This window comes from Kyrpidia sp. (assembly GCF_023512215.1).
Taxonomy (GTDB): domain Bacteria; phylum Bacillota; class Bacilli; order Kyrpidiales; family Kyrpidiaceae; genus Kyrpidia; species Kyrpidia spormannii.
On record NZ_JAILZZ010000002.1, the window covers coordinates 1 to 20,179 of the forward strand.

17 protein-coding genes, 1 pseudogene and 1 riboswitch are annotated in these 20,179 nt (G+C 61.5%); of the genes and pseudogenes, 12 read left to right on the forward strand and 6 right to left on the reverse strand.

Translation table 11 applies throughout. The features are described 5' to 3' along the window. Positions 1-439: 439 nt before the first annotated feature. Positions 440-931 (forward strand): methylated-DNA--[protein]-cysteine S-methyltransferase, encoded by a 492-nt coding sequence (locus K6T64_RS01510; RefSeq protein ID WP_288008288.1) that lies wholly within the window; start codon positions 440-442, stop codon positions 929-931. Further along, positions 928-1,401, forward strand: coding sequence for a 2-thiouracil desulfurase family protein (locus tag K6T64_RS01515; RefSeq protein ID WP_100668380.1), 474 nt, complete (start codon positions 928-930; stop codon positions 1,399-1,401). The genes K6T64_RS01510 and K6T64_RS01515 overlap by 4 nt, the downstream gene beginning before the upstream one ends. Positions 1,402-1,414: 13 nt before the next feature. Here K6T64_RS01515 and K6T64_RS16820 read toward each other — a convergent pair. Together K6T64_RS16820 and K6T64_RS01520 are read right to left on the reverse strand one after the other, a co-directional pair. Next, positions 1,415-1,492, reverse strand: a pseudogene (locus K6T64_RS16820) (hypothetical protein); the annotation flags it as partial. Continuing rightward, the gene (locus K6T64_RS01520; protein WP_288008289.1) at positions 1,489-1,812 is read right to left on the reverse strand and encodes a YfhH family protein; all 324 of its coding nucleotides are present in this window, start codon (positions 1,810-1,812) and stop codon (positions 1,489-1,491) included. The gene K6T64_RS01520 and the pseudogene K6T64_RS16820, both read right to left, overlap by 4 nt. A gap of 356 nt (positions 1,813-2,168) precedes the next feature. On the opposite strand from K6T64_RS01520, the gene K6T64_RS01525 reads away from it, so the two are divergent. Further along, positions 2,169-3,044, forward strand: a complete 876-nt coding sequence (locus K6T64_RS01525) for an NlpC/P60 family protein (protein WP_288008290.1) — start codon at positions 2,169-2,171, stop codon at positions 3,042-3,044. Here the strand turns inward: K6T64_RS01525 and K6T64_RS01530 are convergent. The 3 genes from K6T64_RS01530 to K6T64_RS01540 form a co-directional block, all read right to left on the reverse strand. After that, positions 3,010-3,720 (reverse strand): isoprenylcysteine carboxyl methyltransferase family protein, encoded by a 711-nt coding sequence (locus K6T64_RS01530; RefSeq protein ID WP_288008291.1) that lies wholly within the window; start codon positions 3,718-3,720, stop codon positions 3,010-3,012. The two genes, K6T64_RS01525 and K6T64_RS01530, sit on opposite strands and share 35 nt — an antisense overlap. Beyond that, complete coding sequence (locus tag K6T64_RS01535) at positions 3,711-4,784, reverse strand: type III polyketide synthase (RefSeq protein WP_288008292.1); 1,074 nt, start codon at positions 4,782-4,784, stop codon at positions 3,711-3,713. The genes K6T64_RS01530 and K6T64_RS01535 overlap by 10 nt, the downstream gene beginning before the upstream one ends. Positions 4,785-4,891: 107 nt before the next feature. Further along, entirely contained in the window at positions 4,892-5,314 is a 423-nt protein-coding gene (locus tag K6T64_RS01540) for a hypothetical protein (RefSeq protein WP_013076403.1), read from the reverse strand. Between the two features lie 112 nt (positions 5,315-5,426). On the opposite strand from K6T64_RS01540, the gene K6T64_RS01545 reads away from it, so the two are divergent. The 5 genes from K6T64_RS01545 to recD2 all read left to right on the forward strand — a co-directional run bounded on the left by K6T64_RS01545 (position 5,427) and on the right by recD2 (position 15,078). Then, complete coding sequence (locus tag K6T64_RS01545; protein ID WP_288008293.1) at positions 5,427-9,191, forward strand: dynamin family protein; 3,765 nt, start codon at positions 5,427-5,429, stop codon at positions 9,189-9,191. 16 nt (positions 9,192-9,207) lie between these two features. Beyond that, positions 9,208-10,071, forward strand: a complete 864-nt coding sequence (locus K6T64_RS01550) for a sulfurtransferase (protein ID WP_288008294.1) — start codon at positions 9,208-9,210, stop codon at positions 10,069-10,071. A gap of 87 nt (positions 10,072-10,158) precedes the next feature. Further along, positions 10,159-11,961 carry an oligoendopeptidase F gene (gene pepF, locus K6T64_RS01555; RefSeq protein ID WP_288008295.1) on the forward strand — a complete coding sequence of 601 codons (1,803 nt, stop codon included), beginning with the start codon at positions 10,159-10,161 and terminating at the stop codon, positions 11,959-11,961. Between the two features lie 79 nt (positions 11,962-12,040). After that, entirely contained in the window at positions 12,041-12,856 is an 816-nt protein-coding gene (locus K6T64_RS01560) for an alpha-galactosidase (protein ID WP_288008296.1), read from the forward strand. Further along, positions 12,853-15,078 carry an SF1B family DNA helicase RecD2 gene (gene recD2 / locus K6T64_RS01565; protein WP_157935508.1) on the forward strand — a complete coding sequence of 742 codons (2,226 nt, stop codon included), beginning with the start codon at positions 12,853-12,855 and terminating at the stop codon, positions 15,076-15,078. Before K6T64_RS01560 ends, recD2 begins: the two co-directional genes overlap by 4 nt. Positions 15,079-15,119: 41 nt before the next feature. Here recD2 and K6T64_RS01570 read toward each other — a convergent pair whose 3' ends face one another. After that, the gene (locus K6T64_RS01570; RefSeq protein WP_288008297.1) at positions 15,120-16,265 is read right to left on the reverse strand and encodes an acyl-CoA dehydrogenase family protein; all 1,146 of its coding nucleotides are present in this window, start codon (positions 16,263-16,265) and stop codon (positions 15,120-15,122) included. Positions 16,266-16,414: 149 nt separating this feature from the next. After that, positions 16,415-16,594, forward strand: a riboswitch (cobalamin riboswitch). A 219-nt stretch (positions 16,595-16,813) separates the two neighbouring features. Here K6T64_RS01570 and K6T64_RS01575 point away from each other — a divergent pair. From K6T64_RS01575 to K6T64_RS01590, 4 genes are read left to right on the forward strand one after another with little or no spacing between them, the layout of a single operon-like run. Then, positions 16,814-17,785 carry an ABC transporter substrate-binding protein gene (locus tag K6T64_RS01575; RefSeq protein WP_288008298.1) on the forward strand — a complete coding sequence of 324 codons (972 nt, stop codon included), beginning with the start codon at positions 16,814-16,816 and terminating at the stop codon, positions 17,783-17,785. 9 nt (positions 17,786-17,794) lie between these two features. Beyond that, on the forward strand, positions 17,795-18,823 hold the full coding sequence (locus tag K6T64_RS01580; RefSeq protein WP_170086141.1) for a FecCD family ABC transporter permease: 1,029 nt from the start codon (positions 17,795-17,797) through the stop codon (positions 18,821-18,823). Between the two features lie 50 nt (positions 18,824-18,873). Beyond that, on the forward strand, positions 18,874-19,797 hold the full coding sequence (locus K6T64_RS01585; protein ID WP_288008299.1) for an ABC transporter ATP-binding protein: 924 nt from the start codon (positions 18,874-18,876) through the stop codon (positions 19,795-19,797). After that, positions 19,785-20,006 (forward strand): hypothetical protein, encoded by a 222-nt coding sequence (locus K6T64_RS01590; RefSeq protein WP_100668367.1) that lies wholly within the window; start codon positions 19,785-19,787, stop codon positions 20,004-20,006. The genes K6T64_RS01585 and K6T64_RS01590 overlap by 13 nt, the downstream gene beginning before the upstream one ends. Positions 20,007-20,179 lie beyond the last annotated feature (173 nt).

Sequence of the window (20,179 nt, forward strand, 5' to 3'; positions counted from 1 at the left end):
CAGGCTGGACAGGTTATCCACAGCCGTGTTCTTCCACCGGTGCAGCATGGTTGGATGAACCCCGTACTCCGAGGCCAGTTGTGCAATGTCTTCTCTTCCGTAAGAAGTTCCAGAACGACCTGCGCTTTGAATGAAGCCGGGAGGGAGCCGGTTGTGACATGGGATTTGTGTGTTTATAATAGCTTCATGCGAGCGCGAATTCTTTGTCACCGACTGGGCTCATTGGCGGGCGCTTTATTTGCGAGTGGAATCGGGCAGTTCAGTGTGGTCCTGGGAAGCGAGCGTCGACGAGGAATCGCTTCGCGTCTTCAAATCCTGGGCAGACTACCACCGCCCCTTTGGCGGGAGGCGGGCCCTTCCGCAGGTATCACCCGGGACGAAGGCATTCCCACCGGGCGATCGTGAAGCGATACAATCTGTGATCGGGGAGGGATGGACTGTGGCCGTGTATGATGAACTGGAAACGCCTCTTGGGACCCTTCGTGTGGTCATGGATTCGGTCGGCGTGAGCCGGGTGGCGCTGACCGAGGAGGATTGGGGAGAGATCCAGCAGGAGTTTCACGACCTCGTCCGGGATCCGGAGTCCTGTCGAGATGCCGTCCGCCAGCTCGAAGAGTATTTTTCCGGGCGCCGTCGCGCCTTTGACGTGGCCTTGTCGCTCCCCGAGGACAGTTCGTTTCGCCGGCGGGTATGGGCCGCTCTTCGTGAGATCCCCTATGGTCAGGTGCGAAGTTACGGGGAGATCGCCGCGGCCATCGGGAACCCCCGGGCGGTGCGGGCCGTGGGCCAAGCCAATCGGGCCAACCCTTTGCCGATTTTTATCCCGTGTCACCGAGTGGTGGGGAAAAAAGGGGACTTGGTGGGATATGCCGGGTCCCGGACCGATCTGAAAGCCCATTTACTGCGATTGGAAGGGGCGCTGGCGGAATGATTCTGGTCTCGGCGTGTCTGGCGGGTTGTCATTGTCGATACGACGGCTCCAGCCGGGGGTTGTCGTGGATTGAGGAGTGGGTGGCCCAGGGCCGGGCCATCCCCGTCTGCCCGGAGCAGCTCGGCGGTCTTCCCACCCCGAGGCCGCCGGCCCAGATTGTCGGTGGCGAAGGCGGGGATGTGTTGGATGGGCGGGCCAAAGTACTGACCCAAGAGGGCGAGGACGTATCCGAGTCCTTTGTGCGGGGCGCCGAAGAAGCTCTTCACTTCGCCCGTTTGGTCGGTGCATCGGCCGCCGTGTTGAAGCAGAGGAGCCCGTCCTGCGGGTGCGGCGCGATCTATGACGGCACCTTTACCGGAAATATGCGCCCCGGGCGCGGGGTGACGGCTGCTCTCTTGGAGCGCCACGGCATCCCGGTCTACTCGGAAGAAGACGAGCCCGGAGGCGTATTCGGGACGGAGGATTCGTGACCGGGTGGCATCGTATGCAGGGGCGGAATCCGGCCCGAAGGGCATCTTGCAGGCTCGAAAAGATCCGGATGTGTTCCCCGCGGAAGGTCATTGTTCATCGGCGTCGTCCCCCGGCGGATGCAGCAGGGCCACCAGAAAAGCTTGTTCTTCTTGTGTCGGGTCGTTGCCCGGCGGCGTGAAATACCCAAAGGCCATGATCCCCCGCACCCGGGTGACGGTGAATAGCCCCTCGTGATCCTCCACGCGGTATTGGCCCCCCACTCGTACCGTCCCCGCCTCCACCAGGTGGGAGCGGGCGACGTCGTATCTGCGCTTCAGGACTTCCCATTCGTTCCAGCGCCCTTCCTCACGGCACCGTTCCGCCTCTTTCTGCAACCGCTCCATCTCCGCCAACAGTTCTTCTTGGCTCATTTGCCACATCAGTTTATAAATGGCGACTCCCTCCGCACAGTGGTTTTGTATTCATGATACCACGACCCAGTGGCCGTTGGATCAGAGCGAGGGGGTACCAAGTGCGACCGGCCACAGCGTCCAATTTGACCATGGAATCTCCGTCGCGCGTCGCTCTCGCTGCTTGTATCACAAACTTGACCGGGCGGGAAGGCATGTTGTTGCGTCAAATGACTCCCCTGGGCATTTCCCGTATGGGGGCCTGGTGATTTGTCAGATGCAGGAATGCGATCCACCAACCTCCGGGTGCCCAAATGGTTGTTGCCTATGGTACCGTGAATGTGGGCGGGCGACGACCAGGAAAGGGGCGAGAGGAGATGTATCGCAATCGTATTAAAGTGATTGTTGTTGCGGTTCTTTTTGGGACAAGCCTAGTTGCAGGAGTGCCAGGGGTGCTGGCCCAGGATACGGCTCCGGTCAGCGCGCATGTGGCGCATCCGGCCCACTATGCGGATCCGCTGGTGCAAAAGGTGATCGACACGGCGGAGACGCAGATCGGCACTCCATATAAATGGGGAACCAACAAACTTCGCGGCGATTCTACCTTTGACTGCTCGAATTTTACCCAATATGTCTACCAAACGGCGGTGGGATATCGGTTTTCCTCGAGTTCAAAGAAACAGGGGGATCTGAACCAGTATCGGGATTGGGGAGTTTATTACAACATTCGCGACATCAAAGCGGGGGATCTCCTCTTTTTCTCCACTTCGGACTCGGGCGGTAAAGTGGGTCATGTGGGGATCGCGCTGCAAGATGGAACGTTGAAAATCATTCACACATACTCATCAAAGGTGCCCCTGGGTGAGTATGATTACACGAACAACAAATGGTGGACGTCACATTTTCTGTACGCGCGTCGACCATTGAACCACGTGCGGGCAGCCGAGAATCCGGGCGTGCCCTCCACCCCGTCCACGCCGGTGCAAAGCCCGCCGGCAGCTCCGGTGACCGATTCCCCGGGTTCGGCGGTGGCTTCAGCTCCTTCCGGTGCTACGGATCGGGTGACCCCTGTCCAGGGGTGGGTCTCGGTGCGCAGCGCTCCCTCGACTTTGGCGCCGCGGGTCGCCGTGCTTCATCTCGGGGAGTCGGCGGAACGACTGGCCACGGTTAACGATTGGTGGTACAAGGTACGGCTGTCAGACGGCACTGTGGGGTATCTCACGTCGTCTCCCCGCTATGTTCAGACGCAGTAGCGACAGGGGGCGAGCTCGTGGCAGACAAGGATTGGGCCACGGAAGTTGTGGGAGCGGCCGGGGATTCGTCTCCGGTCCGCTCATTTTTTTCGGCCGGGCTCGTTGAGGGTTTTAAACTCGATGGGCCGCCCCTTATCTCTCCACGCACTTCCAGCCGGGTTCGAGCCGGGTGACGTAAAGCTCCCTCCTCCACGCGAATGCGCAAAGCGAGCAGCGGGGCATTGGCCACCGATACAAGTAGGGCCGTCCAATGGGCGTGAAAAGCTAAAGGCAGGCTTACGAGCTCCACCATGACGGCCAAGTAATTGGGGTGTCTCAGCCACCGGTAGGGACCGCGCTGTACCGGTGGATGGCCCGGGATCACGAAAATCCGGGTGTTCCAATAATGGCCGAGGCTGCGCAAAGACCAGTAGCGGAGTCCCTGGCTGGCGGCAAAAAGGGCGAGGGCGGGCCACCACACGGGAAGGCCCGCCAATCCGCGAATCCGGACTTCCGCCACCATACCGGCAAAAAAGGACACGTGCAAAAGAACAATCCAGGGATAGTGTTCCCATCCGACTTCAAAACCACCCCGGGCCCGGATCCAGCGGGCGTTATGACGGGCGAGGCCCAGCTCCGCCAGGCGCTGGGCGATCACCCCACCGATCACCCAGGCGAAAAGCTGTCCTACCTCCATTGGAGCATCACCCGTTCACTGGAGAATCCCGGACCCAGGGCCAAGAGAGCCGTCCGGTCCCCGGACCGGAGAGAACGCCGCTCAGCCAGGTCCTTTAAGACGAACAAAACGGTGGGGGCGGACATGTTGCCATACTGTCTCAACGTCTCATGGGCAGACTCCAGGCTCTCCTGGTTCAAGCCAAGCACCTCTTCATAGGCGGCCAAAACCTTCGCCCCGCCCGGGTGTACCACCCAGTGGTCGATTTTTTCTTCAGCCGGGGCAAAGTGTTCCCGTTTTTGCCGACGAAGGAATTCCGGGATGTCCCGGGAGAACACGACCCGCCACCCGTCGTCCCCCACGTCCCAACCCATCATATCTTCGGTATCCGGCCAGTGGATGCTGTGGGAGCCCTTCCATTCCCATGCTCCGGACGACCTCGGACGCTCTTGGACCCTTTTGCTCCACCGCTCATAGGCCCGATCCCCCAGGATCAATGCCGCGCCCGCTCCGTCGGCAAACAACACCGTGGCGATGAGATTGCTTTTTCGCTGGTCTCTCGCCAAAAAGGTCAGGCTGCACAGTTCCACGACCACGACCAAAACGTGGGCATCGGGATCGGCGGCGGCGCTGGCCAGGCCCCGGCTCAGTCCCACGGCGCCCCCGGCGCATCCCAGCCCCCAGATCGGCGTGCGCCTGATTTTCCCGGATAAGCCAAGGCGCTGGGCGATCCGCATATCCGGACTCGGCGTGGCCAGGCCCGTAGAGGAGACCCACCACAGGTCGGTGATCGCCCGGGGGTTGACGCCGGTTTGGGTCAAGCATGTCCGGGCCGCCTCCGTCCCCAAGGCGACAGCTTCCTCCTGATACACGGCGTTGCGGGCGGAAAAAGGGCGGCCCTGGATATACCATTCCGCCGGCCGGCAAAAATGCCGCCACTCGATACCCGCGGTGTCGAAGGTGCGGAGCAGGCGGTCGATGTCCCGGAAGCTCGTCCGAAACAATTCCCTGGACATCGTCCGGACTTCCTCTTGGCTGTACCGGTGAGGGGGTGTTGTGGTGGCGATGTGGACGAGAAAGGGCACGGGCACCTCTCCTCTCTGTCTGGCGAAAACGAAACCCGTCTCCGTGAGGATCCCCCTCCGGGTATCGTTTCATGCACCGACCGCAGGGAGCTCGGTATGGCCCGGGATCAAAAAGGCTTGGTCACCATCAGGTAGGCGATGATTCCCAAAAGTCCCACCACCGACACAATGGTGCAGACATTTTCAAAACGGAGCTTGCTGACTTCCTCATAAGCGTGCAACTTCTTGGTGGCGGCGACCTTTTTCATCCCGCCCACCACCACGACTTTGATGAGGATAAAAATGATCATGTAGATCAGCATGGAGACGAGCAGCCAGAGCTGAAGCAGATAGCGCCAGGATGTGACGAGGAAAAATCCCGCCCCGGTCAGCCAGAGTACCCAGTCGGTGATCCAGTCCAGTCGGCGATAGGTGGATAGAAACGCCCGAACCTGGCCCACCTCTTTGAGGCGGGGGACATAGAGCAACACTCCCAATTTCACCGCTACCGCAGCCAGATGAAAAGCGAGAATGATATAAAAAGCCGTCATGGGCAACCCTCCGGATACTTATTCTTCCATTGTATCGGATTCTCACACCTATCGTCCCGTGGTAGAATGAAAAAGATCGCAGTTGTGCGGGATTTGTCATGGAGGGACCGATGTGGCACAAGTCGTGACATCATTTGAACGAGATTTGGCGCTCGTGGAGTCCTTGGCGCGACTGATGGAGGAGTGGGGGGATGGGGTCCGGGCGGCCCGGGTTCGGGAAGTGGCTGAAAAATACGCGCGGCGAGAGGTGATCGTCGCGTTTTGCGGACATTTTTCCGCCGGTAAATCCACGTTGATCAACAAGTGGCTCGGGGAGGACGTCCTGCCCAGCGGGCCCGTGCCCACAACGGCGGCGGGGGTTTTGATCCGCCGGGGCGCGCCGGGCCTGCGGATTTGCGATCGACACGGGGTGGTCCGGCAGCTGGAAGCGAAGAATGCGTCTGAAGAACTCTCTCGGTGGTGCACATCCGAAGAGGACGTTCGTCTGGTGGAGGTGGGGAATCCGTCGATCCCCCTTCCCGAAGGAGCGGCTTTCCTGGATACGCCGGGGGTGGATTCGACGGATCCCGCCCATCGGGAGATGACCGAGGCGGTCCTTCACCTGGCGGACGCCGTGGTTTATACGATGGATTACAACCATGTGCAGGCCGAGGCCAATCTGACTTTTTTGCGCCGGCTGACCGATGGTGGCGTTCCCGTTTTCTTGGTGATTAATCAGATCGATAAACACGCCGAGGACGAACTGCCTTTTTTGCAATTTCAATATGAAACCGCACAGATTTTCAAAGCCTTCGGAATACCCGATAAGCGGATCTACTACGTGTCCCTGCGCGATCCGCAACATCCGTATCATCAGTTTCAGGAGTTGCGGGAAGATGTGTCGGAGTTTATGGCCGAAGCACCCCGCTGGTATCGCAGGTCCGTCGGACGGGCCCTCCGGGGCATTGTCGATGATCACCTGAAAGCTTGGCGGGCCGGGCACCGGGAGGAGATCGAAGCAGCTCGGGCGCTGCTTGGCGAGGAACACGCCCGGGAGCGGGTGGAGCGCTTTGATCAACTGTCTGAGGAGGAGCGGCGTTGGCAAGATCCCGAGGGGCATCTGGAGGCGGTACACTGGCCGGAGTTGGTGCGCATGGTGGAGAATGCCCGGATCACCCCTTATGAGATCGGGGAGATGGCCAGGGCTTATCTCGACAGTCTGCGCCCGGGTTTCCGGCCCGGAGGGTGGTTTGGAGGTCGGGGACGGACGGAGAAAGAGCGGGAGGCCCGGGCGGCGGCGCTGTCGGAGGCTTTTGGACGGCGACTTGAGACGGAACTCGATCGCCATGTGCGAAGCTGGGCCCGGGATTTGGCGGCAGCCTGGGGTGTGGCGAATGGGGATTTGTTGGACCGCATAGAAGGGGCGCCCATCTTGCTGTCGACGTCAGAGGTGGCGGCGTTGGTCAAGCCCGGGGCGGTGGTCGAAGCTGGATATGTGCAGACCTATCTCCGGGATCTCGAGACGGCGGGCAAAGAACGATATCGGAAACTGGGCCGCCGTTTGCTGGAGATGATCGAACAGGCTATCCGGGAGAGGCGGGAGGCGGCCCTGGTGGCGATATCCGAGGAGAGGGGGCGTCTGGCCCCGTATGCCAATGCGAGGGATCAGTTGGAGATCCTGCGGGGGGAGGAAGAACGCCGGCGGACGGCCCTGTGGGAGCGGATCCCGTTTCTCGAGGGGGATGGTGAATCGCCGAGTTCCGCCGAGGAGCCTGCGACAGCCCTTGACGTTGCAAAGGAGATGCCCCGGACCAGGGCCGGCCATGCCGGGGATGTCCCGCCGGCTGAGGAGGTTGTAGATGTTGCAGAGATTGCATCAGAAAAAGTTGCAACAGATGATGCGAATGTCGCGGGTGTTTCGGGTTCGGTAGATGTGTCCTCGGGATGGTTGGCCGATGCCGAGGTGGAGGTGGAGGTCGCCGTGGAAGGGGAAAATGGGGTTCCGAGTGTGGGACCGGGCCCAAGGCGAACCGGTGATCCCCGGCTCCTCGCTGCGGCGGAGCAGTTGCGCCAGGCTGCCGAAATTCTGGCGATTCTGCCGGGAACCGCGAAGATGACCTCGGCCCTCCTGGAGAGGGCCGCCCGGCTTGAAGAGCGGGAGTTCACCGTGGCGCTCTTCGGGGCCTTTAGTGCGGGAAAGTCTTCCCTTGCCAACGCCCTGTTGGGATCCGCGGTTCTCCCCTCATCTCCCAATCCGACCACCGCCGCTGTACAACGGGTTCGGGCTCCGGAGGGTGGGCACCCGCATGGCACCGCCGTCCTTCATATCCGCGCCCGTTCGGAGATGGAGAAGGTGCTGGAGGAGCTGGAGTCCCGGGGCGAGGAAGAAGCGTGCACCGCCATTCGGCAGCATTGGAAGGAAATCGAACCCTATTTCGGCCAGGCCTTGCGGGCGCATTGGTCCCGGGTTCGCCAGGTAACCGCGGAAGAACGGTGGGCGGCCTATTTTTCACACTTGGATATTTTTTGGGATTGTCCGTTCACGGCAGGAGGATGGGTGCTGGTGGACACCCCCGGGGTGGATTCGGTCCACGGGCGCCATACCGACACGGCCTTTGAGTCCATTCGCCACAGCGACGCGGTGGTGTTCGTGACCTACTACAATCATGCTTTTTCCCGGGCTGACGAGGCATTCTTGACGCAGCTCGGGAAGATGCAGGAGACCTTTGATTTCGAAAAGGTATTTTTCGTCGTCAATGCCGGTGACCTGGCTGCCAATGAGCAGGAACTTCAGGGCGTCGTGCAACATGTTCGGCGCAATTTGACGAACCTCGGCATAGTGCGCCCCCGGATCTACCCCTTGTCGAGCCGGGGGGCCTTGTTGGCGCGCAAGGCGCAAACCAGTTCGTTATCCCCGGGGGAAGAGGCTTGGCTTCGCACTTGCCTCAAGGTTTCCGCGGGGCCTCTACCCTCCCTCTCCGAAGCACTGGAGGTGACTGGATTCGCGGGATTCTACCGGGATTTTTCTTCCTTACTTCGGCGGGACTGGGCGGAGATGGCTCTGGGGCGGGCCTGGGGGGACCTGAGGCGGGCCGAGGAGCGGCTGCGGCGTTGGGTGATGGAGGCCCGGGCGGAGGGGGTGAAGCGGGAGGAACGCCGCCAGGCGTGGTCCGCCGGGGCGAAGCGGGTGGAAGCTTCGCTGTCCCAGGTGGAGGACGAGCCGCTTTTGCGGGGACTGGAAGGCGAGATTGCGGAGTTGTGCGATCACATTGAGCGCCGCCTGTGGATCCGTTACCAGGATCGTTTTCGGGAGTCCTTCTCTGTGGCGGCTCTTGAGGACGGCCGCCGGGAGGCGGTGGCCGCTTGCGCCGCGGATTTGGCCGAGTGGCTGGAAGACGAATTGAGCCACGAGTGGAAAGCTGTGGCTCTGCGCGCCGAACGCTGGTTCCGGGACCGCCGGACGGAGATTTGGACGGAGAGGGTTTCGGCGGCGTCCGGAGATTTGGCCGGGTGGTCCTGGGAGCCCGAGGCGGTGGAACCGTGGGAGATTCCAGCCCAACTCATTGAAAATGGGGTAGGGGAGACCATTCGGAGTCTCGGGCCAAAGTTATTCCCGGGGATGAAACGATGGCTTGGGCCGGGGATGGATGAGATGCGGGAGGCGTTGTGGGAGGCGGTCCTACCCCAGGTTCGCGGGTTCGTGGATGGGTTGCGAAAGACCATGGGGGATTGGGCCCGGCAGTGCGGCCGGCCGGTATTGGAATCGGACCGGAGGGCGGCCAAGGAATCTGCCCGGGAGTACGCCGCCGGGATGATGGCCGCCCTGGATCACACCTTGCCGCCCGAACGCTTGGAGGAAGCTTTACGCCGCTTACCTCGGCCTTGGTCAACTGTATGAGAGAGGGGGACGTGAGATGAGTACAGGGTCTTTGAACGGTGGGCCTCTGGTGAGCGTCCAGTGGCTAAAAGAGCGGATCGGAAGCCCGGATGTGGCCGTGATAGACTGCCGGTTTACGTTGAACGAGCCGGACGCCGGGGAGGCGCGGTATCGCGAGGGGCACATTCCTGGTGCGGTGTACCTTCACCTGGAGCGCGATCTGTGCGGACCGAAAGGACAGGGTGGGCGCCACCCATTGGCGGACCCGGACCGGCTGGCCCGGGTGTTCAGCAAGGCGGGGATCGGCGCCGGGACTGTAGTTGTGGCCTACGACGACCAAACCGGTGAATTCGCAGCCCGGTTGTGGTGGACGCTTCGCTACCTTGGTCATGAGCAGGTTCGGGTGTTGGATGGCGGCTATGCGGAGTGGCAAAAGGCGGGGTATCCGGTTACCCTGGAGATTCCGACGCCATCCCCGGCGAGTTTCGTCCCCCGGGTGCGACCGGAGATGATGGTGGACGCCGAGTACGTGTCCCGGGTGGTATCTGGGCAAGCCCCTGGGGCCCTCTTGATCGACTCCCGGGCGCCCGAGCGGTACACTGGGGAACAGGAGACCATTGATCCGGTGGGCGGTCATATCCCCGGGGCTGTCAACATCTACTGGAAAGACGGCGTCGACGAGGACGGGCGGTGGAAAAGTCCCGAACAGCAGCGCCGCCGGTTCTCCGGCGTCACTGGAGAGCGGGAACTTATCGTCTATTGCGGTTCTGGGGTAACCGCCTGTGCCAACCTGTTGGCTCTGGAAATCGCCGGGATCTCCGGTGCCCGGGTGTATGTGGGCAGTTGGAGCGAGTGGTGCGCGGACCCCGGCCGCCCGGTGGCTCGGGGCCCCAAGCCTTGACAGTTTCCGCATTCATCCCCGCTCTGGCGTTACACTAGAGGTGTCGGCCGAAAAGAAAGGTTTGCAAAATCGACGGGAGGGATCCGAATGACGACAGTGCGGTCACGGGCGGAAATTCCGGTGGAGGATACGTGGAAACTGGAAGATCTGTATCCCGATGATCAGGCCTGGGAGCGGGAGTTTCAGGATGTGCAGAGCCGCTTAGGGGAAGTGGAGGCTTTTCGCGGGCGGGTCTTGGAATCGGCGGAGACCCTCCTCGCCGTCCTTCGCCTGGAAGACGATCTATCCCTCAAGTTGGAAAGGCTTTATGCCTATTCCCATATGCGCAAAGACGAGGATACCACCAACAGTACATATCTCGCCCTGGCTGACCGGGCCCAGGGGCTCGCCGCCCGCTTGGCAGGGGCCTTCTCCTTTGTCGTGCCCGAGATTCTCGCCGGGGATGCCGGGGTCGTGCAGGGCTACATCGACAGTCACTCGGATTTGGCCCTGTATCGACACAAACTGGACGATATTCTCCGGCGAAAGCCCCATGTGCTCTCAGCGGCAGAAGAGGCCATCCTCGCTCAGGTCAGCGAAATCGCCCAGGGCCCGACGACGATTTTCAGTATGGTGGACGACGCGGACCTGCGTCTGCCGACGATCCGGGACGAGCAGGGCCAGGAGGTGGAATTGACCAAAGGCCGCTACAGTCAGTTCCTGGAGAGCCAGGACCGCCGGGTGCGGCAAGACGCTTTTACCGCTTTTTATGCGGCGTACAAAGAGCGTCTGAACACCCTGTCAGCGACGTATCACGCCAGTGTCAAAAAAGATGTCTTTTACGCCCGGGTGAGGAAATACGGCTCTTCCCTGGAAGCGGCTCTGGACGACGACCGGGTGCCGGTGGAGGTGTACGACAGCTTGATCGCCGCCGTGCACGAGTTTTTGCCGGCCCTTCACCGATACCTGCGCTTGCGCAAAAAAGTGCTGGGCCTAAATGATCTACACATGTACGATCTGTATGTGCCCCTCGTGCCCGAGATCCACCGGGAGGTCTCCTTCGATGAGGCGAAAAAGACGGTGTTGGAAGGGCTTGCGCCCATGGGGGAGGAGTACCTCGGCGTGATGCGGGATGCTTTCGCCTCTCGCTGGGTCGATGTTCACGAGAACCGGGGCAAGCGAGGGGGTGCCTATTCATGGGGGGCGTACGGCACCCATCCTTACGTGCTGTTGAATTGGCAGCCGAACATCGACAACGTGTTCACCCTCGCCCACGAAATGGGCCACGCGATGCACAGCCATTATACGTATGCGCATCAACCGTACGTGTACGGCGGGTACTCCATCTTTGTCGCCGAAGTTGCATCGACCTGCAACGAATCGTTGCTGCTGCATCATCTCTTAAAAAATACTCCGGATGAGGCGATGCGGAGGTATTTGTTGAACCACCACCTCGAGCAATTCCGCACCACGGTGTTTCGCCAGGTGATGTTTGCGGAGTTCGAAAAGCTCACCCACGAGGCGGTGGAAGCGGGCCACGCCCTGACTTCAGACTGGATGTGCGACACGTATCGTCGGCTGAATGAAACCTACTACGGGGCCGAAACGGTGATCGATGAACAGATTGCCTGGGAATGGGCCCGGATTCCGCACTTTTACACAGCATTCTACGTGTACAAATACGCCACGGGCTTCTCGGCGGCCACGGCCTTGTCAAGGCGGATTCTGGAGGAAGGGGAGCCGGCCGTCCGGCGTTATCTCGATTTCCTGTCCGCCGGGAGTTCCGACTATCCCCTGGAGGTCTTGGCGAAGGCCGGGGTGGATATGAGATCCCCTGAACCGGTGCGCCAGGCGCTGCAGGTGTTTGAGGAAACGGTGGCCGAGTTGGAAAAAAGTTTTGCCGGGTCCTGAGGCCGGGAAACCGCACAGATCGCCAGGGCGGTAGAAGGGGATGATCCCGCCCGGTGCGGGACGGCGCGGAGGTGCGAGAATGGGGAATCAAAAGGTGTTCGGGGTGGTCACCCGGTATGCGGATCACGTCGGCCAGTTCCGGCCGGCTTTCTGGGAAGTCAAAGACGTCGGCGGGGCTCACCGGGAGCCGGTGGCGGGATCGATTCCTATGGTGAGTTGTTTTGCCGACAATCGGGTGGCAAAAGCGCATCCCGAGTGGGTCCAGGTGGGTCCGGGAGGACAGCGGGCGACGAGAGACCAGCCATATTTTGACTGGGACTGCCTTTGTCCGAGCCGGCCCGAAGTGGAGGCCCTGGCCCTGGAGTGGGTGAGGGACGCGGCGGCGCAGTCGGGTCCAGAGGGCTTTCGGCTGGACGATGTGACCTTTGCCCGGGAAGGTTACTGTCAGTGCGCGGCCTGCGAGGCCGGACGCCGGAAAGCCGGCCTGGACCTGGAGACCTATCGGATGGCTAGGTTAGCGGATTTTGTCGCCCGGGCGCGGTCGTCGGTGGCCGGGAAGCTGTATTTTACACTGTTTCCCGATCCTTATCCCGGGCATCTGGAGAGGCGATTCGGCATCGACGTGGACCGGATGAAGCAGTGGGTGGACGTGTTTGTGGTGCCCATCTATGATCTGGCTTACACGACGACGTACTGGCTGGAAGTCCTGGCCCAAGGATTCCAAGATCGGCTCGGGGGGCACCCCTGGTATCTGGAGCTCTATGGTCTCGGCGTTGAAGAGGCGAAACTGGTGAAGGCCGCCCGGGTGGGGGCGGCCTATGCGGACGGGGTCCTCATTGCTTATGAGAACGATTTGGACAAATTGCGGCGCATTCAGGAGGCGCTGGTCGGTTGAACGGAGAGGATCGATTGGCCCGCCCGGAAGCCGAGGAGGTGACCGCTTCCGGTACGGTGGAGCGGGTGGTCTTCCGAAATGAAGAGACGGGATTTGCCGTGTTCCGCCTGAAAACCTCCGGGGGCGTGATCAGTTGTACAGGGTATGTATATTTTTCCCAAGGCGAAGGGGAGGCCCTGGAGGTGACGGGGCACTGGACGGAGCATCCGCGCTACGGCCGGCAACTTCAGGTTACGGGATGGAGTAAACCGGTGCCCACCGACCGGGAGGTGGCCATCCAGTTGTTCCGGCGCTTGGAGGGGGTGGGCAGGCGAGTGGCCCGAAGGATCGTCGCCGCCCTCGGCCCCGGGGCGGTGGATGCCATCCTCGATCACGGGGAGGCAGCCTTGGCGGGGATTCAAGGGTTGTCGCCGGAGAAGGCGCAGTCGATCGTCCAGCAGGTCCGGGCCCATCACGGGGTCCAAAAGGTGCTCGGGCAATTGATGGCCCTGGGCATTAGCCCGGGTGCCGCCATGCGGGTATACCGAGTGTTGGGGGAAGGGTGTCTTGAGGATATCCGGCGCAATCCGTACCTCTTGGCGGGGGTGGCCGGCATCGGGTTTGGCCAGGCGGACGGGGTCGCCCGGAGGTTGGGCATCCCGGCCGACAGTCCGTTTCGCCTTCAAAGTGCGCTGTTGCATACCCTGGCGGGCTCAACCACCGAAGGCCACTGTTGGTTAGACCGGGCCTTTTGGCTGGCGAAGACGGCGGAGATGCTGGCCGGCATAGACGGGGATCCGTGGGAGGCCGATCAGTTCGAGGAAGCCGCCGGGACCTTGGCGCGGGAGGGGCAGATCCGGCAAGAAGAGGATCGGGTCTATCTGGCGTCTTTGTGGGAAGCCGAGGAACAGGTGGCCCGGTGGGCGGCGGATCGGCTCCGGGTGGCCGCTCTGCATTCAGCCGGGCTGGATGATTTGATCCAGTCTTATGAGCGGGAGTCCGGGGTGACCCTGTCGTTCACCCAGCGGGAAGCGGTTCGAACCGCCATGGCCAGTCCGCTGTTGATTCTGACCGGAGGGCCGGGAACCGGGAAGACCACGACGGTTCGGGCGATCCTCTGGTGCCGGCAACAATTGAATCCCCAGACCAAGGTGGGCATGGCGGCGCCCACGGGCCGGGCCGCCCGAAGGCTGGAAGAAGTCTCGGGATTTTCGGCTGCTACAGTGCACCGTCTCCTGGGCATGCGGGTGGAGGGAATCGCTCAGTTTGACGAGGAGAATCCCCTCCCCTATGACCTGATTATCGTCGATGAGACGTCCATGATGGATATCCTGTTGGCGGACAAATTGGTCCGGGCCGCCGGGGACGCCGGGGTGATTCTGGTCGGGGATGTGGACCAATTGCCGTCGGTGGGTCCGGGGCATGTGTTGCACGACCTGATTCAGGCCGGAGTACCGAGCGTCCGGCTCGATGTGATTTTCCGACAGGCCAGGGAGAGCAACATCGTGGTCAATGCCCACCGGGTGCTCCAAGGGGAGTTGCCCCGCCAGGGCGGGGACTTTTGGTTTGTCGAGGTATCCGGGGCCACGACGGCTGAAACGAATGCGGCCATCGCCGTTCGTCTGGAGCAGGCGGTGCAAAATCTCCTGGCTGAGGGCTACTCGCCTGCCGACATCCAGGTGCTGAGTCCCACTAAAAAGGGGGAGCTTGGCACCGAGGCGTTGAACATTCGACTGCAGCAGCTGATGAACCCCCGGCAGATGGGCAAAAAGGAAATCCCCTTCGGTCGCAAAGGCGAGCGGGCCTGGCGGGTGGGCGACAAAGTGATACAGATGCGCAACGATTATGAGAAAGAGGTGTTTAACGGCGAAATCGGCGTGATCGAAGACGTGGATCCCGAGGAAGGCGTGTTGCTGATTCGATTCGGCGACGCCCTGCACGAATACGAACGGGATGAGTGGGATCAGTTGCGCCACGCCTATGCGATTACGATTCACAAAAGCCAGGGCGGCGAATATCCCGTGGTGCTGATCCCCATGACCACGAGCCACTACATCCTCTTGTACCGAAATCTCCTCTATACGGGGATCACCCGGGCGAAGAAACTCTGTGGGTTGATCGGCATGCCCCGGGCCCTGGGCCTGGCGGTGCGCAACACTCGGCCGGTGTTGCGCAACACCCGGCTGACCGAGAAGATTCAAGTATACAGCAGGGGGCGAGGGGCAGATCCGGGGGATCCGTGACCACCGTTGAGGGTCTGGTCACATCCCCCTCTCCGCTGCTTTTAGGGGAGAAGCCCCATTCGCTTGGCGATAATCTCTTTCATGATTTCGCTCGTTCCGCCGTAGATCCGGGTTACGCGCATGTCCCGCCAAGCCCGCTGGATCGGATATTCGTTGACGTACCCATATCCGCCGTGAATCTGCAGCGCTTCATCCGCCACTTTGCAGGCCGTTTCCGTGGCGGTGAGCTTGGCCATGGAGGTTTCAGCCACTGCATCCACCCCTTGGGCGAACAGGTCCAGGGCGTGATAGGTCAACTGGCGCGCCTTTTCCACCTCCACCGCCATGTCGACCAACCGGTGGCGAATGACCTGGAACTGGGTGAGGGGACCGCCGAACTGCTGACGGGTTTTCGCGTACTCCACAGCCATATCTAAGGCCGCCTGGGCGGTCCCCAGGGTTTGCAGGGCGATCATCAGCCTTTCCCATTGAAAATTGTGCATCACCAGATAAAATCCTTTATTTTCCTCCCCGAGCTTGCGGTGTGCAGGAATTCGGCACTCATCGAAAAAGAGTTCTGCCGTATCCGAAGCGTGGTTTCCTACTTTTTCTAACTTGCGCTGCACGTGAAATCCTGCGTCATCCCGCTCGACGATAAATAAGGTCACACCCCGATGCCCTGCCTGGGGATCGGTTTTTGCCGCCACCACGTAAAAATCCGCATAGACCCCGTTGGTGATAAAAATTTTGTTTCCGGAAAGGACGTAACTGTCGCCTTCCCGCACCGCCCGGGTGCTGATGGCCGCCACGTCCGATCCCGCCCCGGGTTCGGTGATGGCCAAGGCCCCGATTTTTTCTCCTTGAACCCCGGGGACCACATAGGCTTGTTTTTGTTCTTCGGTGCCGAAGCGATAGACCGGGCGCATGGCGATGCCGATGTGGACGCCCACGGTATTGGCGAATCCCGAGGCGTTGAGCCGGCCGAGTTCTTCATGCAGCACTGCTTCCGCCAAGGGATTTTCCCCACTTCCTCCATACTCTTCCGCAATATTCAAGCCAAAATAGCCGAGTTCGCCCATCTTGCGCAGCACGGTCCGGGGCACCTGCTCCGCCCGCTCCCACTCGTCGACATGGGGGGCGATCTCTTTCTGCAGGAATTGCCGAATGGCACTGCGCAGTTCATCATGCTCGCGGGTGAATGGATGCATGGTGCCGTGTCTCCTTTCGTGTGAATGGGATTGCTCTCCGAGGCTTCGGGGACAGGTTGAGTATATCATCCAAACGGTCGTTTGAGAAGGAGGCCAGCTTGCCGGGCAAGGCGGGAGTCGTTATACTGGGGATGCGGATTCATGTATTGTGCAACGGAGACAGGCCGGGTGCCCTTCGGGGCGTAACGGGGAACCGGGTGAGAATCCCGGGCGGTCCCGCCACTGTAACCGGAGAGTGCGTTTTCAAGATGCCACTCGCCCATCGCGGGGAAGGCGAAAGCGCGCGAAGACCCGGAAGCCAGGAGACCTACCCGGTCGAACTCCCGAGGGGCCTTCGCGGAAAGGCCGGGGGGAGGCGGCGAGGGGAAGGACGTGAAGACCCTGCCGCCCGAACAGTATCGCCCCGGCGAAAGCCGGGTTTTCTTTTTGGGCTTCGGGAATCAGTCAAGAGCCCGGCCGGGCATATCCCGGCCCTGCTTCGGAGACAGCCTTTCCCCGGCCCCTCCCCCGGAGGAGAAGGCACATTCGGAGATGAGGGAGGCTCGGACATGGTCCGAATGGATGGGAAGCGAAAGTTCTGGACGGTCCTCGTTCTTTTCGCGGTGATCTTGATTCTTTCTTCCTGCGGAACTGGGGCGGCTCCTTCCGCGTCGCCCCAAGGAGGGGCGAGTCCGCCGGCAGTCACCCACTATCCGCTCACGATCAAAGATGACAGCGGGACATCGGTGACCATTGCCCGGGAACCCCGGCGGATCGTCTCTTTGATCCCCAGTCATACGGAGATCCTGTTTGCCCTGGGTCTGGATCGGAGGGTGGTGGGCGTCACGACGTGGGACAACTATCCTCCGGGGGTTCAAAAAAAGGTGGAAGCGGTCCTGGACGGATTGAACCCGCCCATCGAGCGGCTGGTGGCCCTTCACCCCGACCTGGTGGTGCTCGGTTCTCACAATGAGAGCATTGTTCAGACGGTGAGAAACGCTGGGCTGACCGCCGTGATGTACGACCCTCAAAGTCTGGAGGCGGTCTATCAGACTATCCAGGCACTGGGCGAGATCACGAACCGTACATCCCAGGCCGCGGCCTTGGTCAATCAAATGAAGGCCAAAGCTTCGGCCATTGCGGCCAAAGTGTCGCAAATCCCACCGGACAAACGGGTGAGGGTCTACGTGGAGGCCGATCCGAACCAATTATATACGGCGGGGAGCCACACGTTTATGGACGAGCTGATCCGTCTGGCCGGAGGCATCAACGTGGCGTCGGATCTAAACGGGTGGCAGCCGATGAACGCCGAAATGCTGATGCAAAAGAATCCCCAGGTGATCGTGGTGACCTACGGATATTACGTGCCGGATGCCGTGGACAAGCCGAAACAGCGGCCCGGATGGCAAGTCGTGGATGCCGTGCGCAATAACCGGGTGTATTCCGTCGACTCGGACTTGGTGAGTCGCCCGGGCCCCCGGATCGTCGACGGAGCGGAAACCCTGGCCAAGCTCTTCTATCCGCAGTTGTTCCAACCCTGAGCCGCAGCCATGAGAAAAGATCGTCGTCGGTCATGGATGTGGGTCGGGGTCTGGTTGGCCGCCGTCGCCGTGTCCCTGGCCGCCAGTGTGGCCATCGGACCGACCGCCACGGATCTGGACAGCCTCTGGCGGGCGATACTGGCGGGACCGGGTGCCAAAGCCCCGGAGGCTGCCGGGGGCTGGGTTCAGGCGGTGGTATGGGAGATCCGCTTCCCCCGGGCGGTTCTGGCCCTTTTGGTCGGGGCGGCTCTCGGGGCCGCGGGCGCGGCTTATCAAGGGGTGTTACGCAACCCCCTGGCGGACCCTTTTATCCTCGGCGTGTCTTCCGGGGCGGCCCTGGGGGCGGTGGCGGGTATTCTGTTCGGGGGACAGGTGGGCCTGTACGGCTTGTTCGCCGTCCCGGGGCTGGCTTTTGTCGGCGGCCTTGTCGGGTTGGCGGCGGTGTTTTGGCTGGGCTCGATCCGGGGGCCGGGTTCCCGGAACAATACGCTGATTCTCGCCGGGGTAGTGGTCCAATCGTTTTTTGGAGCCATCCTCACCGTGTTGATGGTGGCCGCATCAAACCGACTGCCCAATGTGATGCTATGGCTGTTGGGAAGCCTGGCCAATCGGGATCCCCGGCTGATCTGGAGTTTGGTTCCCGCCACTGTCCTGGGGTTGACGATGGTTTGGTGGGAAGCGCGGAACCTGAATGTCCTGACCCTGGGTGAAGAGGAAGCGGCACATCTCGGGGTGGACGTGGGGGCTGCCCGGCTGGTGATTTTGGGGGCGTCCTCCCTCATGACGGCGGCAGCGGTGTCCGTAGCCGGGATCATCGGGTTTGTCGGCTTGGTGGTCCCTCATGTGCTTCGCATCCTGGCTGGACCGGACCACCGTACCTTGCTGCCGCTGTCTGCCCTGGGGGGCGGCGTGTTTTTACTCTGGGCGGATAACGCCGCCCGCACCTTGGTTCCCGGGCAAGAGATCCCCATCGGGGCGATCACCGCTTTTTGCGGGGCGCCATTTTTTGCGTATCTGCTTCACCGGCAGGGGCGGTAGCGAGGGGTCGGCCGGGTCGACGAATTGGGGTGCGGAGAAGGGGGCGCGAGATGGACGGGGCGAGATTAGAAGCGATCGGGCTTTGTAAATCATACGGAGACCGGGAGGTTCTCCGGGATGTTTCGTTTTCCGTGACCCCGGGGACGGTCCTGGCGATAATCGGGCCGAATGGGGCGGGCAAGAGCACCTTGGTCCGCCTGGTGACGGGGATAGAGCCCCCGGATCGCGGCCGGGTGAGTCTGGACGGAGTGCCGGTATCGTCGTATTCCAGAAGGCAGTTGGCCCGGCGGATGGCGGTATTGCCCCAGACCCCCCTGGTGGCCGGCGGGTTTTCGGTGTACGATACGGTCATGATGGGGCGCCATCCGCACTTGAGGCCGTGGCGCGGCGAAACAAACCACGACCGGCAGGTGGTTGAACGAATTTTGTGGGAAACCGGGCTGAATGATCTCGCCGGGGTGACCGTGAACCATCTGAGTGGCGGCCAACGGCAGATCGTGGCTCTGGCGATGGTGTTGGCCCAGGAGCCCGACGTGCTCATCTTGGACGAGCCCACCACTTTCCTCGACATTGGCCACCAAATGCAGATTCTGAACCTCGTATGCGGGGGCACGGCGGGGCGGGGAAGGGAAGGCAGGAGGCCGGCGGTGATTCTCGTGCTTCACGATCTCAATCTCGCTGCACTCTACGCACACAGGACTTTGTTGTTGAGGGCCGGGAGCACCGAGGCCTATGGATCGCCGGCGGAGGTGCTGACCGAAGATCACATCGAGTCGGTGTACGGCATTCGACCCCGGGTCTTGCGCCACCCGGATGCGGGGGTGCCTCAGATCCTGCTGCCGGCCCCGCCCTGGAGCGCTTTGGGTGTCCAGGGGTGGAGCAGTGCAGGCGGACGAGGTGGCGCACAATGGGCGACAACACCGGACGCGATGCCCGGCGGCAATAGAAAGGAACGAATGTCATGCAATTCTTGATTCTTCTATCTGTTTTTCTCGGCCTGACGATCCTTTTTGTCGGGGGGTATATTTGGACCAACCACATTCGCGGCAAGGTGGTGTATTTGCCTGCCGATCAGTGGTCTGAGGAAGCGATTCGACAAACTATCGCTGACTGGGAAGCCCAGGGGTGGGTGTGGGAACGGACCAACGAAAAAGCGAGGAGCATCCGGTTTAAGCGGGGGTGAGGTGCACCCGCCGCCATGCCTTCAAATCGGTGTCAAACGGATGCGCCCCGGGAATCAGGGTAACCGGGCGCATCATTTGGGTAAGGGGTGATAGGGCGCCCAGCCGATTCAGGTCAAAAATGGGGTGATGCAGATCCCGGAATCCCCGGGTATCGGAGACCTCCGGAAAGATG